We start from the raw sequence: 16,022 nt of genomic DNA, 5'->3' as shown, positions 1-16,022 counted from the left end.
TGCACCACCTCACTGATTCTGGTATGGAACCTAACCCCATTATTCCGGCCGGCGTATTCGCCCGCATCGAGCACCAGGGCCAGCCCCTGACCGTCGTAAAAATCCAGGAAGTCTACGAGGGCGACGCGGCCCAGCTGCAGCGGGAGCTAAGCACGGCCCTGCACCTGAGCCCCAATGCGCCGCTGCTAGTGTTACCCATAGAAGGCGGGCCGCTCATTAACCAGGGGCAGGCTGAGCAGCTCTACAACGACTTTCTCTCGACCAATACGGCCGCCGTAGCCGAGCAGCCCTGGCAGCCCATCTGGGGCTGAGTCCGGTCGGCTTCCGCCCCGCTGCTAAGTGCCGGGAGGCCTGCGCCGGGAGAATAACGCAAGGACAACCAGCTGAAATATCGGCTTGGTGCTATTTTGCGGCCGGATAGATCTTCTGCCTGTTTCTCTGCCCTATGTCCGCTTCCACTCGGCTCCAGCTGCTCGGCCACGCCAGCTTCCGCATCACCACCCCCGAGGGCCGCATCATTCTGCTCGACCCGTGGCTGCGTAGCAACCCGTACGTGCCCGTGGAGCTGCGGGAGCAGGAGCGGGCCGACCTGGTGCTCATCACCCACGGCCACGACGACCATTTCGACCCCGAGCTGCCGGCTTTGCTGGCCCGCACCGGCGCCAAAGTAGTGGCGCCCGCGCCCGTGCGCTTCTACCTCTATGAGCAGGGTGTGCCGCCCGGGCAGTTCGAGCCCATGAACGTGGGTGGTGGCATCGACGTGCTGGATCTACGCCTGACCATGACCGTGGCCCAGCACGCGGCCCACGTGGATTTGCCGGAGGACAAAACTGGCTTCCAACATGAGGCCGTAGGCTACATCCTGGGCTTCTCCGACGGCACGGTGCTCTACGCCGCCGGCGACACCGGCCTCTTCGGTGACATGCGTCTGCTGGCCGACTTCTACCGGCCCACCGTAGCCCTGCTGCCCATCGGCGACCGGTACACGATGGGTCCGCGCGAGGCGGCCTACGCCGCACGCCTGCTGCGGGTGAAGCACGTGGTGCCGTTCCACTACGGCACGTTTGCCTCCCTGCCGGGCACACCCGAGCAGCTGCAGGCCCACCTCACCCCTGCCGATGCCGTGACGGTACACGCCCTGCGGGCCGGCGACACGCTGGAACTGGCAAGGCTTATCCCCTAGTGCGGCAAGCAGTTGAGGGTGAAGCCGCAAGCCGGGCAGGACGCTCTTGCCGCCTACGCTCAGTACTATGCCGCGTTGATAAAATACTTTTTAGTTTTTTAGCTCTGGCGCTGGCAAAAGCCAGCGCTTGGTTTTTAGGGGTTTCCAGCCGCTAAGCCCGCTTTTGTGAGAGTAAGCAGCAGAACCGTAGGCGCTTAGCCAAGCAGGAAGCCCGAATTATTTTTTTCTTGGATAATGACATTTATAAATAAGATTTTATACTTTCATTATCAGGATAAGAGGTTGGATCGTGGTACCGGGCTTTTGGAAGCATTGTACAAAGAGCTTGGTCAGCAGTTGGTAGGTTGTTTACCCGCTGCCGTTGGACAGACAGCAAGTAGTTCGTTATTTATCAGACAGTTACTCTAGCCACCTGAGTACCAGCCGCCGTTGCGCGGACTGGCCGGGATGTGGTCTATTCGGTATAGTTTCCTCTGAATTCTTCTTGGTTTCCCCGGCTCGCGCTTCGCCAGCCGCCGTTGTTTTCTCCCGCAGCTGCTTTCTCCTGCTCGTGAGGCCCCATTGCGGCCTCTGCGCACCTCCCCGCCTTTGCTTTTTCCGTGGTCAACTGCCCGTTACGGGCTGCCGCTGGCAGCGCCGTGTAACGCCTCATTGCAACTAAACCACATTTTTCTCCCATTTCCCACTCATTCTTTCTCCATTTCCTTGCCCTATGAAACAACTTTTTCTTGCTCTCGCCCTGCTGCTCACCCTCACCGTTCAAGCCCAAACTCCCACCTGGACCTGGCTGCACACCGTGGCCGGCACCAACACCGTTTCGGACGTGGCCCTGCTGCCCAGCGGCGACTTTCTCGTGACGGGCCGCTTCGACAACAGCCTGCAACTCAGCAACCGGCTGCTTACCCACACCGGCCGCTGCCTCTATATCGCCCGCCTCAACGCCAGCGGCCAGGTGCAGCAGGTAACAAAGGTGCCCACCAGCAACGACGTGCTGCCCACCAGCCTGGCCGTCGACCGCAACGGCAACGGCTACCTCACCGGGGCCTTTCGCGGCACGCTTACGTACGGCAACGGCCGCATCAGCTCCCAGAGCCTCGATGCCGACGATGTGCTGCTGCTGAAATACAATGCTAACGGCTCCATCGGGTGGGTGCGGCAGGCCAGCAGCACCGGCCCCGATATATACGCCTCCCCGAACACGGGCTGGTCGGTAGCGGCCGACGCGGCAGGTAACAGCTACGTGAGCGGCGCGGTGAGCGGCGCCACCGTGCAGTTTGGCAGCCGCAGCTTCAATAACCGGCAAAATCAGGCCTTCACGGCCAGCTACACGTCGCAGGGCGCTTTGCGCTGGGTGAACGTGTGGGATGCGCCGGCGGGTAGCTACGGCAGCAGCGCGGCCCGGGCCACGGCTGTGGATGCGGCCGGCAGCTGCTACGTGAGCGGTAATTTCTCCTCAACCTTGATTGTTAATGGCACCACGCTACTGCCCGCCAACTTCGACAGCAACCTGTTTCTGGTGCGCTTCGACGCCCGCACGGGGCAGCTGCGGTGGGCCAAGGCTACGGCCGGCTACGGCGACGGGCGCAGCCTGGCTACCGATGCGGCCGGCAAGATTTACCTGGCCGAAAGCTTCAGCGGCTCGGCCACGTTTGGTACCACCACGCTCACCAGCACCGGCAGCGCCGACATCTTCCTGACCCGCTACAACGCGCAGGGCCAGAGTGAGTGGGCCACGGCCTTGGGCGGCCCCAACTACGATTTTCCCACCGATATTGCCGTCGACCAAACCACCAGCCAGGCTTACCTGACCGGCTCCCAGGCCAACAGCCAGGCCTTTATTACCCGCTTCCAGGCCAACGGTCAGGTAGCCAGCACCACGCTGGTGGGCGGCCCCGGCACCAGCACCGGCAGCAGCCTGGTAGTGGATGGGCGCGGCAACGTGTATACGGCCGGCACCGCCACCGGCACCTGCCAGTTTGGCCCCTATGCCACGTCGGGCACGGCAACCAACTGCTACCTGGCCCGCTTCGGCGCCCCCACGACTACTGGCCGCCGCGAAGTGGCAGCACTGGAATGCACCGTATTCCCGAACCCGGCCCAGGGCCGTTTCACCCTGCGCGTGCCCGCCTCTGAAGCGCCGCAGACGCTAAAGGCGACGCTCTACAATTCCTTCGGCCGGATTGTCGCCCAGCAAACCCTGCGCGGCACCGAGGCCCAGTTCGATATTTCCACGCTGCCCAGCGGCCTGTATGTATTGAATCTGGAAGGTGGCCCGGAAGTGAGCAGCCAGCTGGTAACGGTTCGGTAGTAAGGCCGCGTGGCTTGCCGTTCGGCCGGCCAATCAAGCAAAAAGGCTCCGCAGTGCTGCGGAGCCTTTTTGCTTGTTCATAGGTCAAACCTAAAACCAAACCAGCACCACCAAGGCCACTACGGCCAGCAGAAAAGCTACCACCGCCGTGTTGACGCGCATTTCGGGGGAGCGGCCGGGCAGCAGCCCCAATACTGCCACCACGAACAGCACCACTGGCAGCAGGCCAAACGAGCCGTAGATATTGCCGCCGGACACCTTGATGACGGATGCCTCGCCGGGCACCGTGGGCGGGGCGCTGATGCGGCGCACCACACCCAGCAGCGGCGTCTGGCTCACGGCAGTCAGGCGCTGGCCCTTACGGACGCGGTGCCCAAACCGGCTGGGCACCCGAAACGCGGTGCGCGGCGTGGTCACGTCGTAGGCCATCTGCGGATCGGAGGCGGAGGACGACACCGACACGATGCGGCGCACCAGCACCACCTCACCAGCAAACTCGCGCGGCGGCAGCGCCCAGTCGAGGGCCAGCAGCAGGCAGAAGGCCACCAGGGCCGCATTCAGCCAGCGGGCGGCCGGGGCGTAGCGCGCCAGCATCAGCTGCAGGGCATCCGGGGGCGGCGCGGGCGGGGGCGGCTCCTGGGCCAGCAGTACGTTGTAGGCCAGGCGCCGGCCGGGGTTGCCCAGAATTTCGTAGCCGGTGTGCACTTCCTGCAGGCGAGCCTTCATGGCCGGATCGGCGGTGCGGCGGCTCAGCCGGGCTTTTTGCTGCTGATAGGCCCGCTCAATTTCCAGCGGGCTGGCCGTAACCGGGACGCCCAGAAGGCGGTAATAATCCTGCATGGAAGGAGCTTGACTCTGTCGGGGAAAGCCTAAAATAGCAAACCCCGCCCGCCCCTGCTATGGCCCAGCCGGATATTTCTTGCCACCAGGCCCAGACGCCCGGTGCGCCGGCGCGGCTACTTGCGAAACAGCGCGAACGAGCGGTGCGCTTTATGGGCCTGGGGCTGGTAGTACTTATACACGGGCCGGTGCACGTAGCGGCGGCCGCGCTGCTGGGCCCGCGCATACGGGTTGCCGGCCAGGGCCGCCACGGAGGAAACCAGCAGCAGAACGAGGGCCAGGGCCAGAACGGGACGCAGAATAGAGGTGTGCATGGGGTAGAGCGGGTTAGAGAAGTGGAGTGCCTACGGTCAGCGGAGCGCCGCCGTATTTTTCTCAAAGAGAAGCACTCCGGCCCCGCCCTGCTGGCTTTTTAGCCCGATACCTTCTTTTCATCTGCAAACGACTATATTCCCTATCCGGAGGTGGCGGCCGCCCATCGTCACCCGCGCTTTTAGGGCCTGGAAGCAGCAGTCCGGCGGCCGAGTAGCCTAATCAGCCTGGGCACGGAATCCACCTCGTAGGCATCGGGGCCGGCCGCCAGCACCCGCCGGATACTCCGGCGGGAACGGGCCCCGAATGTCACCACGGCCAGGTCGGCGGCATGAGCTTGGCCCGTATTCCCGGGCGTAGCCAGCGCGTCGCTGATGACGACGGCCTGCACCTGCTCGGCCTGGGCCAGGGTCAGGTTGGCAGCAAAGTCACCGGTGATTTCGTAGCCCAGGGGCACGGCCGGCCACAGCTGGCGGAAGTAGCGCAGCGTGGGCAGCCGGGCCGAAACGAGCAGGATGCGGCCCGGCGGCACCTTATACTGCCGCAGGGTTCTGACCAGTTGCCGCACCAGAGCCGCCGAGTTACGCTGCACCTGCTCAGGACTCAGACAGGGCAGATTTTCGTGCAGATCCAGATGCAGGTAAGGATACTGCGGGCGGTGGGCCAGGCGGGCCAGCAGCGTGTCCAGGGTCACGAGCCGCTCATGCTGAAACCAGTCGTAGGGCCAGCCGCCTCGGTAACGCAGCCGGGTCAGGGCGGCGGCCGGATGCTCATTGGTGCAGCCCCGGCCGGTTTTGGTCATCGAGTCCAGCGTCTGGTCGTGGTAGAGCACGGGCACACTGTCCTGGCTGAGCTGCAGGTCGATTTCCAGGCCCTCGGCGCCGTCCTGCAGGGCCTTTAGCGCACTGCGCAGGCTGCTTGGGGGCAAAGGGTTGAACGGATTCAGGGGCGTAAAGAAGCCCGAGCCGGCGTGCCCCACTACCACTGGCCGGCCCGGCGCCCGCCGCAACGATTCGGCGCCTTCCTGGGCCCGGGCCGGGAGGCTGCAACTCAATATTCCTGCCACCAGCAGGCTGCCGAAGTTGGTTTTCATGGCGTCACTACATGGGGTACGACTACCGGGGAGCGGGCACTCCTATAACCGCTTCGGGCCCCTTCGGTTAGAAAAGCCGACGCACTTAAAGCGGCTACCCGCTGGTGGGCAGCACGGCCCCCAGCCACTGAAACAGCTCCCGGTACACCAGAGCCCGCACCGCCGGCCGCGACAACACCAAATCGTGCATGCCGCCCGGAATCGTGGCTACCGTCACGCGCGGGCCCAGCCGCGGACTCAGCTCCCGGATGTGGCGCACGTTCAGCACGCCATCGGCCTCGAAGTACTGCTCGCTCCAGCCCGAATCGGTGACGGTTTTATCGGAGTGCATTACCAGCACGGGCTGCCGGATGCTCAGGCCGCGGGCAATGCGCTGGTGCCCGGTGTGAATGGCACGCAGCCAGCCCGTATTCACTGGAAACACCTCCAGCGGCTTCCAGGGCAAATGATAGTCCCACTCGCCGTGGTAGCGCTGGTGCAGGCTCTGGCCGTATTCGGTGGGCAGATTGGCCGGCAGCTTCAGGCCCGGCACCCACCGTCCTATCCTGGCGGCCAGCGGAATGGCCACTTTGCGATTGAGCCAGCTTTGGTGCATTTCCAGAAATGGGCTATTCAGAAACAGGGCCGCTACCGAGGCCCGCAGCGCACCTTCCTGGGCGTAGAGCGCCACAATGAGGCCGCCTGTGGAGTGGCCGCTGAGCACGATGGTGCAGTTACCCTCGGCCAGCATGGTGGTCAGGGCCGCGTCCAGGTCGGGGTAGTACTCGCGCAGGTCGCGCACGTTGTTCGGCGTCTGGTGGGGCAGCCAGGAGCGGCCGTATTTGCGCAAATCCAGGGCGTAGAAGCGGAAGCCGTGGCGCTGGTACTCGGCGGCCATGTCGCGCTGAAAGAAGTAGTCGGTGAAGCCGTGCACGTAAAGCACCGCCCGGCTGCCGGCCGGCGCGTGGCAGGCGCGCACGAGCGTGCTCACCACGGGGCCTTCGTAGTCGGCGGGCTGGGGAAGCACAAGCTGCTCGAAGTCGGGCCCGAGCACATCGGGTTGGTAGCGGGTTTCGGCCATGCGGCGGGGAAAAGTGGGTCGGTAGCGGTATTACGGGAGGAAATCATCAGAACGTCATGCTTCGCCTGCGCGGACGCCAGATCAAACATGACGGACGGTTACTATGGCTGAGGCGCTCTAAGCCAACGACTACCATCAGACAACTGCCATCAAAAGCAGTAACGCAGGAAACGGCGGGGCGTTTTTCTCCTATATAGCATACTATTTATTCTTGTGCGGCCGTTCCTTGCCGTAGCTTGGCGCGGCGGTGTGTTTGGACACTGCCTGTTGCGGGCACCTCTTTCATGCGAACTTGTATACTGGCGGCCTGCTTGCTGCTGCTGCTGTCGGCGGGCCCGCCGAAATCGGCTTTTCGGGAATATCAGCTGACGTATCCGCGGGTGCGCCTGGCCTACGCCCACAAATGGCCCCAGCTGCAGACGCTGCTCCGTAGCCGCCGCATCGACCCGGCCCGGCTTGAAGTGTTTTTCCGGGTGTTCAAGGTTGGCCGTCGGCTCGAAGCCTGGGGCCGCAACCAGGGCGAGGCCACGTTTCAGCTGCTGCGCACCTACCCTTTGGCCGGTACCTCGGGCAGCCTGGGCCCCAAGCGCCGCGAGGGTGACAACCAAGTGCCCGAAGGTTTCTACCGCATCGACCGGTTCAACCCCATCAGCACCTACTACATGTCGCTGGGCCTAGACTACCCCAACGCCTCCGACCGGGCTTTGGGCGGCCCCAACCCCGGCAGCCACATCTTCGTGCACGGCTCCAACGTCACGGTTGGCTGCCTGCCCATCACCGACGACTGTATTCAGGAAGTATACCTGCTGGCCCTGGAAGCCCGCAGCGCCGGCCAGCAGGATATGCAGCTGCACATTTTTCCCTTCGAGATGAATGCCCAGAACATGGAGCGCTACCGCCAGAATGTGAACTACGGCTTCTGGCAAACGTTGCAGCCCGGCTTTTCCTACTTCGACGAGCACCTGACGCCGGCAGCGGTGGAAGTGCAGGCCAATGGCATGTATGTAGTGCGGTAGCAGAATCCTGAAATAATTACGCCCCCATTTTTACCTTCTCTTATTCGCGCTTCATCATTTTCTTATGCTGTCTTAACCTAAAGGTTCCTCCTTCTATCTTAGCCCTGATTATTACCCTTTATCTACCCATAAGATGCCTCGTATCGCCTCGCTGTTTTTGGTAAGTTTGCTCGTATTCTTTACTGCCTGCAAGAAGGAAAAGGAGGAAGTGAAGCCCGTTCCCGCGCTGGAAGGCCGCTGGGAGTACAAAGACAGCATGGATTACACCTATGATGCCACGGGCAAGCAAATATCCCAGAAGCCGTCGGTGGATCCAACGCCGTACTACATGGATCTTACGGCAACGACGCTACAGTATGTCGATAAGAAGACCAATAAAGAGGGAAGCCTGAATCAGATCAAGGTGGAAGGTGATATGCTGTATTTCCTGCCTGTCCCCAGCAACAAAGCCCGCATCAAAAACCTGACTGAGCACACCCTTACGCTCAGCTTTGAGCGCCCCTTGGGCGACCCGAAAGACGGCTATACCCAAGCCTTCGAAGATCATTATGTACGCTAAGTAACCGAGTAACCCAGGCAGAAAGTACCAGTTAGCAACAGAACACTTTTCCTGTTCTGTGTTACTATATCCTCTGCTAAAAGCAAAATATGAATCCACTTTCCATTACCCTGCGCGAATCGGCAGTGCTGGTGCCCGTGTACCGCGACGCGGCCGGTGAGTTGCAGCTGGTGCTGGTGCGGCGCGGGGAGCGGGGTATGCACGGCGGGCAGCTGGCATTTCCCGGCGGCAAGCGCGACCCAGAGGATGCCTCCCTACTGGCCACGGCCCTGCGCGAGGCCGAGGAAGAAGTAGGCCTGCGCCCCGAAGACGTGCAGATTCTCACCGCCCTGCCCGAGCTCAACACCTTCACCGGCGGCTTCCACATCGCGCCGTTTCTGGGCCGCATCCGGCGGCCGGCGGTGTGGTGGTGCCAGCAGCCCGAAATTGCCGAAGTGCTCGAAATCAGCCTGCGTACCCTCGCCGACCCCGCTACCCATGTTCAGGAATGGTGGCAGCTGCCGGGCTGGCCCGAACAGATGCTCGTCGATTATTACCGCGTGGGCCCCTACCAGCTGTGGGGCGCCAGCTACCGCATTATTCAGCCGCTGGTGGCCCGCCTGCTGGCCGGCGAGTGGGACGTGTAACGCACGCAGCCCAGCCGAAAAGATGGGCGGAATGGCGGCCGTAGCCTATCGGAAGAGTGCTCGCGCACTTTGGCACGGATTTCAATTCTTACTTTGCCGCGGCGCCGACCACCACCATTCGTCCGTGCCGCTCCTGAACCGTATGAAACGCCTGTCCTTTTTTCTGCTTTTCCTCGCCTCTTTTGCCGCGCCAGCCACCGCCTGGGCCCAGGGCGAGCAATCTATCTGGTACTTTGGCGGGCAAGCCGGCCTGAAGTTTTCGGGCACCGCCGCCCCTACTCCCCTGCTCGACAACAAGATGAGCACCTACGAGGGCTCGTCGGTGGCGACCAACGCTCAGGGCCAGCTGCTGTTCTACACCGATGGCGAGGTGGTATACAACCGCAAGCACCAGGTGATGCTGAACGGCAAGGGCCTGATGGGCAGCAAATCAAGCGCCCAGAGCGCCCTGATTGTGCCCGACCCGGGCAGCGGCAACGTGTTCTACATCTTCACCGTTGCGCCCCAGGGCGGCAAGAACGGTATGCGCTACTCGGTGGTGGATATGACGCGTGAGGGCGGCTTCGGCGACGTGCCCCGCGCCAACATGCTGCTCATTTCGCCCGTGGCCGAGAAGCTGGCCGCCGTGAAGCACAAGAACGGCCGCGACATCTGGGTGGTAGGCCACCGCTGGAACTCCAACGCCTTCGTGTCGTACCTCGTCACGGCCGAGGGCGTCGAAACCAAGCCGATTCTGAGCAACGTAGGCAGCATGAACGCCGGTCCCGGCCGCAACGCCATTGGGTGCATCAAGTTCTCGCCCGACGGCTCCAAAATAGCCTCGGCTCTGTGGCGGGAAAGCAACAAGTTCGAGGTATTCGACTTCGACAACACCACCGGCAAAGTGAGCAACCCGCGCCAGTTTGGCACTTACGAAGAAGCCTACGGCGTGGAATTCTCGCCCGACGGCACCAAACTCTACGGCACCTGCAACGGCAAGGGCGGTGGACAGGCCGAGGTGTGGCAGTTCGACCTGAAAACCAAAAGCAAGGAAAACGCGGTAAAAATCGGCACCTCCGCCAACCGCAAGATCGGCTCCCTGCAGCTGGGCCCCGACGGCAAAATTTACGTGGCCCGCGAAGACAACCCGTTTCTGGGCGTTATCAAAGACCCCAACGCGGCCGGCAAAGCCTGCGGCTACGTGGATGACGGTCTGAAGCTCGGTGGCCGCCGCAGTAAGCTGGGCCTCCCGAATTTTGTACGGTAGTTTTTTTCGCCTATCATCCTGAGTGAAGCAAAGCGTAACGAAGGACGTTCCTCGCCTATCCCACTTCAGTTTGTACCAACACAAAAGCCCTTTACCACACCAATGGTAAAGGGCTTTTTGGCTTTAGATAGAGCATATCACTCAGGGAAGGAAGGTCCTTCGCAAAGCGTACACCAGATGAAGAATGACAGCCGACAAACAGCAAATCAGTCTTTTATCTCCCCGAACCGGAACCGCACGAAGCCAGCGGCTACGGAGGCATACGGCTTCTTGTCGGACAATAGGCCCGGCAGGTCGCGGGTGCTGACACCGAACTCATAGAGGCTGGTGGTGAAGGCCACGCCCAGGGGCAGCGCAAAGCCGTAGCCGGCCCCGCCCGCCACGCCGCTGCTCAGGCGCAGGTAGCGCACGGGCTTGTAGTCGATGCCGGCTCCGACGAAGGGCGCGGTGATGTTGCCGGCTACCTCGTTGAGCGGCAGCGTCACGTCCAGGCCCAGCTCCAGGCTGTTGGAGATGCGCAGCCCGGCCCCGGCCCGCAGCTTGGTGGGCAGCTGGGCGGTGCGCTCCTGACTGGGCTTGTAGGTCAGCACGCTGTCGGTGCCGGAGGCGAAGATGCGGGCCGCTTCGCTCAGAAAGTCGGCACTGCTCACCCCATCCGACTGCAGCTTTTTGAGCTTCTGGTCGGAGGCCGTGAGCAGGTTACCCTCCCAGGTCATTTTGCCCAGGTCGGTGACCGAGAGGCCCAGGCGCAGCATTTTGCCCGCTTCCAGGGCCACGCCTAGGTCGAAGCCGTTGCCCTTGCCCACCGGCTGCAGGCCGCTGGCCCGCTCCTCGAAGTTGAACGAGGTATTGTTCACCAGCTTGCCGTAGTCCAGCTTGAAGATGGGCGACACGGCGCTGTAGGCCTCCAGCTGGCCGGATTCAACGCGCACGTCGACCACGCCCACGCCCTGGATGTAGCGGTAGCCCACCCCGCCCGACAGCCGAAACAGGGGCAGCGTAATAAGGCGGCGGGCAAAGGCGAAGTTGAACTCGTTGTACCAGGTGCCCTGAAACGCGGTGCCGGCCAGAGCCTCAGTTATCAGCGGGGAAGTGGCCGGGTCGTAGTTGGCATAAATTGGTGCCTCCTGCCCCAGAAACAGGATTTCGGCCGCGTTCTGGTTGAGGGCCATGTGCCCCACGATGCGCTGCCGGTTGCTGAAGGCAAAGCTGCCCAGAATCGGGAAGGAGGCCGAAATGGCGACGGACGTGACGTCGGCATTCAGGTTCAGGGCGTTGTCGGAGGTGAAAGACCGGGCCAGGTCGCGCTTCTCGGCGGTAGTCAGCGGCTGGTCGGAGTTGCGCAGAAACGTGCGGATCTGGGCCCGCGTCAGCGACTCGGAGCCCACGCCCACGCCGCCTTCCCCGATGGTGAAGGCCACAATGGCATTGTTGGAGCGCGCCAGGTTGGCCGGGTTCACGCCCAGGGCCTGGTAGTCGTTGGCGAACGTATTGGCCACGCCCCCGCGCCCCACGATGGAAAAGGAATTCAGCTCAGTCTGGGCCCGCAGGCCGGTAGCGGCGGCCAGCCACAGGCCGGCACTCAGGGCGAAACGAATATTTTTCATAGGGCAGGGCACAGCGTATAAGAGTGGCAACCGGCTGATTGGCGGCTGATAACGGCATTCAAGGCGTACGTATACCTGACCAGCAAGTGGGCGCATTCTAACTTGCGCCTAGTATTTTGCAGGCGGCAGCGGTGGTGGCGCTGGCAAATGTAAACGCTCCTCCCCGGTATTTTCTTTCAAACACCTTCTCCTTTGGCCAAGCGCTTTTCCGTTGATGAGTACGCCGACGGCATCCTGGCCGGTAACCGCATGGTGCTGAGCCGGGCCATTACGCTGGTGGAAAGCACCCTGGCCTCCGACCAGCAGCTGGCCCAGCAGGTGCTGGACCGGGTGCTACCCCACGCCGGCCGCTCGGTGCGGGTGGGCATCACGGGCGTACCGGGCGTGGGCAAAAGCACGTTTATCGAAGCTCTGGGCCTGCAGCTGCTCGGGCAGGGCAAGCGCCTGGCCGTGCTGGCCGTCGACCCCACGAGTCAGCGTAGCGGCGGCAGCATCTTGGGCGACAAAACCCGCATGAACCAGCTGGCGGCCCACGCGCGGGCCTACATCCGCCCCTCGCCGGCGGGCCGCTCCCTGGGCGGAGTCACACGTAGCACCCGTGAGGCCATGATTTTGTGCGAAGCCGCCGGCCACGACGTGATTTTCATCGAAACCGTGGGCGTAGGCCAGAGCGAAACCGCCGTGCACGGCATGGTCGATTTTTTTCTGCTGCTGATGCTAGCCGGGGCCGGCGACGAGCTGCAAGGCATCAAGAAAGGCATTATGGAAATGGCCGACGCCGTGACCATCACCAAGTCGGATGGCCAGAACGAGACGGCGGCCAAGCTGGCCCGCCGCGAGTACCAGAATGCTCTGCACCTGTTTCCGCTGGCGCCCTCGGGCTGGAACCCGGTGGTGACGACCAGCTCGGCGGTGACCGGCGCGGGCGTGGCCGAGGTGTGGCAGGTGGTGGAAAAGTACGTGCAGCAAACCCAGACCAGCGGCTACTTCCAGCGCCGCCGCCAGGAGCAGAACCTGCACTGGCTCTACGAGGCCATCCGGCAGGGCCTGGAGCAGCAGTTTTACGCCCGTCCCGCCGTGCAGGAGCACCTGCCCACACTCCGGCAGCAGGTTATTGAGGGCAGCAAGTCGGCGTTTGGCGCGGCGGCCGAGCTGCTGGGCTTATAGCGCGGCGGAGCTTTCCAGCAAATCCCACCGGTTGCCGTATAGGTCGGCAAACACGGCCACGTGGCCGTAGCTTTCCAACCGGGGCTCTTCCAGAAACTGTACGCCACGGGCTTTTAACCGGGCATAGTCGGCCCAAAAATCAGGGGTATGCAGAAACAGGAAAACCCGGCCCCCACTCTGGTTGCCAATGGCTTTTTCCTGAACGTCGCCTTTGGCCTGCGCCAACAGCAGCCCGGTTTCGGCGCCCGGCGGGGCTATGCGCACCCAGCGCTTGCCCTGGCCCAGGTCGGTATCTTCCAGTAGCCGGAAGCCCAGCACCCCGACGTAATAAGCCAGGGCTTCGTCGTAGTCGCGCACCAGCAAAGCCACGGAACCCAGGTGGAGCGCCATAGGAAGAACTTACGCCCGGCGGGGCCGCAGGGCAAGGTAGTCGAGGTAATACAGGATTTTCACCGACACCGAGTTGTTATGGGGCGTGTTGATGATGTTGCTCAGGTTGTCGAAGTATAGCGGCGTGGCTTCGTTGGCCTGCAGGAAGCTGGAGCCGGCGTTTTTCCAGACGATGCTGACCTGGGAGCCGGGCGCAAACCACCACGAGTACACGGCATCCACGTTGAAGGCATCGAAGGTGTTGTCGCGGTTGCGGGTGTAGGCCACCGGTGCTTCGTCGCCACCGGGGTTCAGGCGGGCAAAATCGAGGTAGCGCACCGTGCTGGTGTAGTGGCGGGTGCGCACCGTGAGCGACATACGGTTGGTAAAGGTGTAAGCCGCCTGCAACACGTTCGACACCGTGACCACGCGGCGGCGGCCCAGCAGCACGGCCCGCGGAAATTCCTTCAGCACGGCGGCATCCTCGGGGTACTGGTCGCTCAGGCTGCCGTCGTCGCCGGACGAAGGGTTCACGTAGCCCATCTGGTTGCGGTTGGTGCTCCAGTCGAGGCTGTAACGGAAGTTGAGCTTGTTGTTGACGCGGTAGCGCGGCGACACACCAAAGCCGATGCCCAGGCGACGGGCCCGCTCAAACCGGTCTTCCTCCTTATACACCCGAATGCCGCCGTTCAGGTCCCAGGCCAGCTTTTTGCGGTAGTCCGACGACAGGAAGGCGCCGAGGTTGCCGTTGGCCGGTACCCGCACGTAGTAGTCGCCCAGCGGCGACTGGCGGGGCTCGAAGTAGTCCCGGTTGATGGGATTCACGTCGAAGTTGAAACCCACCGTGAGGAAACTTTTGGTGAAAGTCGTGTTGGCGCCGCCGTAGAGGTTGGTTTTCTGGTAGAGCGTGGGCTTGTAGAGAAACGACTGGTCGAGGCCGAAGTAGGAATAGAAGTTGTTGACCTTCCAGAAGGGCTTGTAGTGGTTGTAGTTGCCGTAGATGCCCTGGGAAATGTTGTTGTTGCCGAACAGGATGCCCAAATCGTTCGGGTTGTAGCTGTGCGACTCAATGCCGTGATTCACGCCCCAGGTAAAGCTGCCGCTGATTTTGCTCACCCCGATTTGGTACTTGTAGCCGTCCCGGTCACTGATTAGGTCTTCTTCGTGAAACACGTGGCCGCGGCGGCGCGAGTACACCAGGCGGCCATCCACGGCGTAGGAGTTTTTCTTGTTGGCAAACCGGAACAGGCCGCCCGTCACGTTGGCGTCGTAGGTGCGGCCAAAGCGCGTGACGTTGGTGTTGATGAGCGACACGTAGGAGTTGTTCTTCAGGCTCTGGTCGAGCACGGCAATGTTGTAATTGCTGAACGGCTGGGTCAGCTGCTGGCGCTCCTCGCCGGTTTCCTTGTTGCGGAACGTGGCGTACACATCGTTCGAGGCGGCATTGAACACGCCGATGCCCAGGCCCTTGCTCGTGCGCCCCGACACTTTGGTGGCATTCAGCAGGCGGGTTTCCTGCGGGTTTTTCACTACCTTCTCCGTCTCTGTATCGCCAATATTGTAGAAGCCGATGGGCGTGGCCCCCACGCGGCGCGAGTAGAACAGGTTGCCCTTGTTGAACAGCTCGGTGCCTTCGGTAAAAAACTGACGGTTCTCATTGAACTGCACTTCGAAGGGCGAGAGGTTGAGCACCTGGTTGTCGCTCTGCACCTGCCCGAAGTCGGGCACCAGCGTGGCATCCAGGGTGAAGCTTTCGTTGATGCCCCACTTGATGTCGGCCCCGCCGTTGAAGCTGGTCGTGGTGCGGCGCGTGCCTTCTTCCGTCAGCGGGTTGTGGTTCACGTAGCCCGACACGTAGGGCGTGAGCGAGAGGCGCAGGGGCGGCTTTACGTCCCGGATGCCTTCGAGCGTGCCCCACTGGTTCACGAAGCCATCGACGGCGGGCTTCACCTCGTTCCAGAAAAAGGCCTGATTGTCGCGCTTGCGCTGGCGCATAAAGTTGAGGCCCCAGCGCTGCTCGGGCAGGTTGCTAAAGCGGATGGCCGAGTAGGGAATCCGCATTTCGGCGTACCAGTCCTTGCCCTTCACGGTGGTGCGCGAGTCCCAGACGGCATTCCAGTTGAAATCCTCCCCGCCCGCTGGCGAGTAGCGGCAGTCCATCTGCACGCCGCCGGTAGTCACGAAAAAGCCGTAGCCATTGAGCTTGTCGTGGTAGGTATCCAGGAAAATGCCGATAAAGTCGGTGTTGCCGAAGTTGTCGCGCGCCGTCAGCTCCCGCAGAATTGAGTCGCCGGATACGTCGTGCATAATGGCCCCGATGTAGAGGTTATTATCGTCGTAGAGTACGCGCACCTCGGTTTTGTGCTTTTCGGGCGGGCCGGGGTTAGGGCGGTTCTGGATAAAGTCGGTGGCCATGGGTGCCTGCTGCCAGCTGGCTTCATCCAGCTGCCCGTCCAGCTTAATGGCCTCGGTGATGCGCACCGCGTTGAGCTGCTTCTTGGGGGCCAGTACTTTGGCGGCCGCGGCATCGGCGGCAGCAGTAGTCTGCGCGGTAGCCTGGTACGTGAGCAGCCCTACACAACAACAGAGAAGTACACGTAAACGCATGAATGCCGGATGAAGGAGATGGAGAGTGC

The 16,022-nt window shown here is 62.4% G+C and carries 15 protein-coding genes; 8 read left to right on the top strand and 7 right to left on the bottom strand.

The window, feature by feature from the left end; genetic code table 11:
* Positions 1-23 precede the first annotated feature (23 nt).
* From LGH70_RS11065 to LGH70_RS11055, 3 genes are all read left to right on the top strand, one after another.
* Positions 24-311, top strand: coding sequence for a hypothetical protein (locus LGH70_RS11065; RefSeq protein ID WP_226185515.1), 288 nt, complete (start codon positions 24-26; stop codon positions 309-311).
* 134 nt (positions 312-445) lie between these two features.
* Positions 446-1,183, top strand: coding sequence for a metal-dependent hydrolase (locus tag LGH70_RS11060; RefSeq protein WP_226185513.1), 738 nt, complete (start codon positions 446-448; stop codon positions 1,181-1,183).
* A 712-nt stretch (positions 1,184-1,895) separates the two neighbouring features.
* Positions 1,896-3,491, top strand: a complete 1,596-nt coding sequence (locus LGH70_RS11055; RefSeq protein ID WP_226185511.1) for an SBBP repeat-containing protein — start codon at positions 1,896-1,898, stop codon at positions 3,489-3,491.
* Positions 3,492-3,581: 90 nt separating this feature from the next.
* Here the strand turns inward: LGH70_RS11055 and LGH70_RS11050 are convergent, their stop codons facing one another.
* The 4 genes from LGH70_RS11050 to LGH70_RS11035 all read right to left on the bottom strand — a co-directional run bounded on the left by LGH70_RS11050 (position 3,582) and on the right by LGH70_RS11035 (position 6,796).
* Complete coding sequence (locus tag LGH70_RS11050; protein WP_226185509.1) at positions 3,582-4,331, bottom strand: J domain-containing protein; 750 nt, start codon at positions 4,329-4,331, stop codon at positions 3,582-3,584.
* Positions 4,332-4,447: 116 nt separating this feature from the next.
* On the bottom strand, positions 4,448-4,645 hold the full coding sequence (locus LGH70_RS11045; RefSeq protein WP_226185505.1) for a hypothetical protein: 198 nt from the start codon (positions 4,643-4,645) through the stop codon (positions 4,448-4,450).
* A 179-nt stretch (positions 4,646-4,824) separates the two neighbouring features.
* Positions 4,825-5,736 carry a glycerophosphodiester phosphodiesterase gene (locus LGH70_RS11040; protein ID WP_226185504.1) on the bottom strand — a complete coding sequence of 304 codons (912 nt, stop codon included), beginning with the start codon at positions 5,734-5,736 and terminating at the stop codon, positions 4,825-4,827.
* 94 nt (positions 5,737-5,830) lie between these two features.
* A complete protein-coding gene (locus LGH70_RS11035; RefSeq protein WP_226185503.1) occupies positions 5,831-6,796 on the bottom strand; it encodes an alpha/beta hydrolase in 966 nt (321 codons plus the stop codon).
* A 284-nt stretch (positions 6,797-7,080) separates the two neighbouring features.
* Here LGH70_RS11035 and LGH70_RS11030 point away from each other — a divergent pair, with 284 nt between their 5' ends.
* From LGH70_RS11030 to LGH70_RS11015, 4 genes are all read left to right on the top strand, one after another.
* Positions 7,081-7,812 (top strand): L,D-transpeptidase family protein, encoded by a 732-nt coding sequence (locus tag LGH70_RS11030; RefSeq protein ID WP_226185502.1) that lies wholly within the window; start codon positions 7,081-7,083, stop codon positions 7,810-7,812.
* 133 nt (positions 7,813-7,945) lie between these two features.
* Positions 7,946-8,371, top strand: coding sequence for a hypothetical protein (locus LGH70_RS11025; protein ID WP_226185501.1), 426 nt, complete (start codon positions 7,946-7,948; stop codon positions 8,369-8,371).
* Between the two features lie 89 nt (positions 8,372-8,460).
* Entirely contained in the window at positions 8,461-8,997 is a 537-nt protein-coding gene (locus LGH70_RS11020; RefSeq protein WP_226185499.1) for an NUDIX hydrolase, read from the top strand.
* 142 nt (positions 8,998-9,139) lie between these two features.
* Entirely contained in the window at positions 9,140-10,243 is a 1,104-nt protein-coding gene (locus tag LGH70_RS11015) for a YncE family protein (protein ID WP_226185498.1), read from the top strand.
* A 206-nt stretch (positions 10,244-10,449) separates the two neighbouring features.
* On the opposite strand, the gene LGH70_RS11010 is transcribed toward LGH70_RS11015, so the two are convergent.
* A complete protein-coding gene (locus LGH70_RS11010) occupies positions 10,450-11,850 on the bottom strand; it encodes a DUF5723 family protein (RefSeq protein ID WP_226185497.1) in 1,401 nt (466 codons plus the stop codon).
* A 192-nt stretch (positions 11,851-12,042) separates the two neighbouring features.
* On the opposite strand from LGH70_RS11010, the gene meaB reads away from it, so the two are divergent.
* Positions 12,043-13,017 (top strand): methylmalonyl Co-A mutase-associated GTPase MeaB, encoded by a 975-nt coding sequence (gene meaB, locus LGH70_RS11005; RefSeq protein ID WP_226185496.1) that lies wholly within the window; start codon positions 12,043-12,045, stop codon positions 13,015-13,017.
* On the opposite strand, the gene LGH70_RS11000 is transcribed toward meaB, so the two are convergent.
* Positions 13,012-13,407, bottom strand: coding sequence for a VOC family protein (locus LGH70_RS11000; protein ID WP_226185495.1), 396 nt, complete (start codon positions 13,405-13,407; stop codon positions 13,012-13,014). The genes meaB and LGH70_RS11000 overlap by 6 nt on opposite strands.
* A gap of 9 nt (positions 13,408-13,416) precedes the next feature.
* Positions 13,417-15,993, bottom strand: a complete 2,577-nt coding sequence (locus LGH70_RS10995) for a DUF5916 domain-containing protein (protein WP_226185494.1) — start codon at positions 15,991-15,993, stop codon at positions 13,417-13,419.
* Positions 15,994-16,022 lie beyond the last annotated feature (29 nt).

It is taken from the genome of Hymenobacter nitidus (genome assembly GCF_020447315.1).
Lineage (GTDB): Bacteria > Bacteroidota > Bacteroidia > Cytophagales > Hymenobacteraceae > Hymenobacter > Hymenobacter nitidus.
The sequence above is the reverse complement of the archived record's forward strand: the minus strand, read 5'-3'. Positions and strand labels throughout refer to the sequence as shown.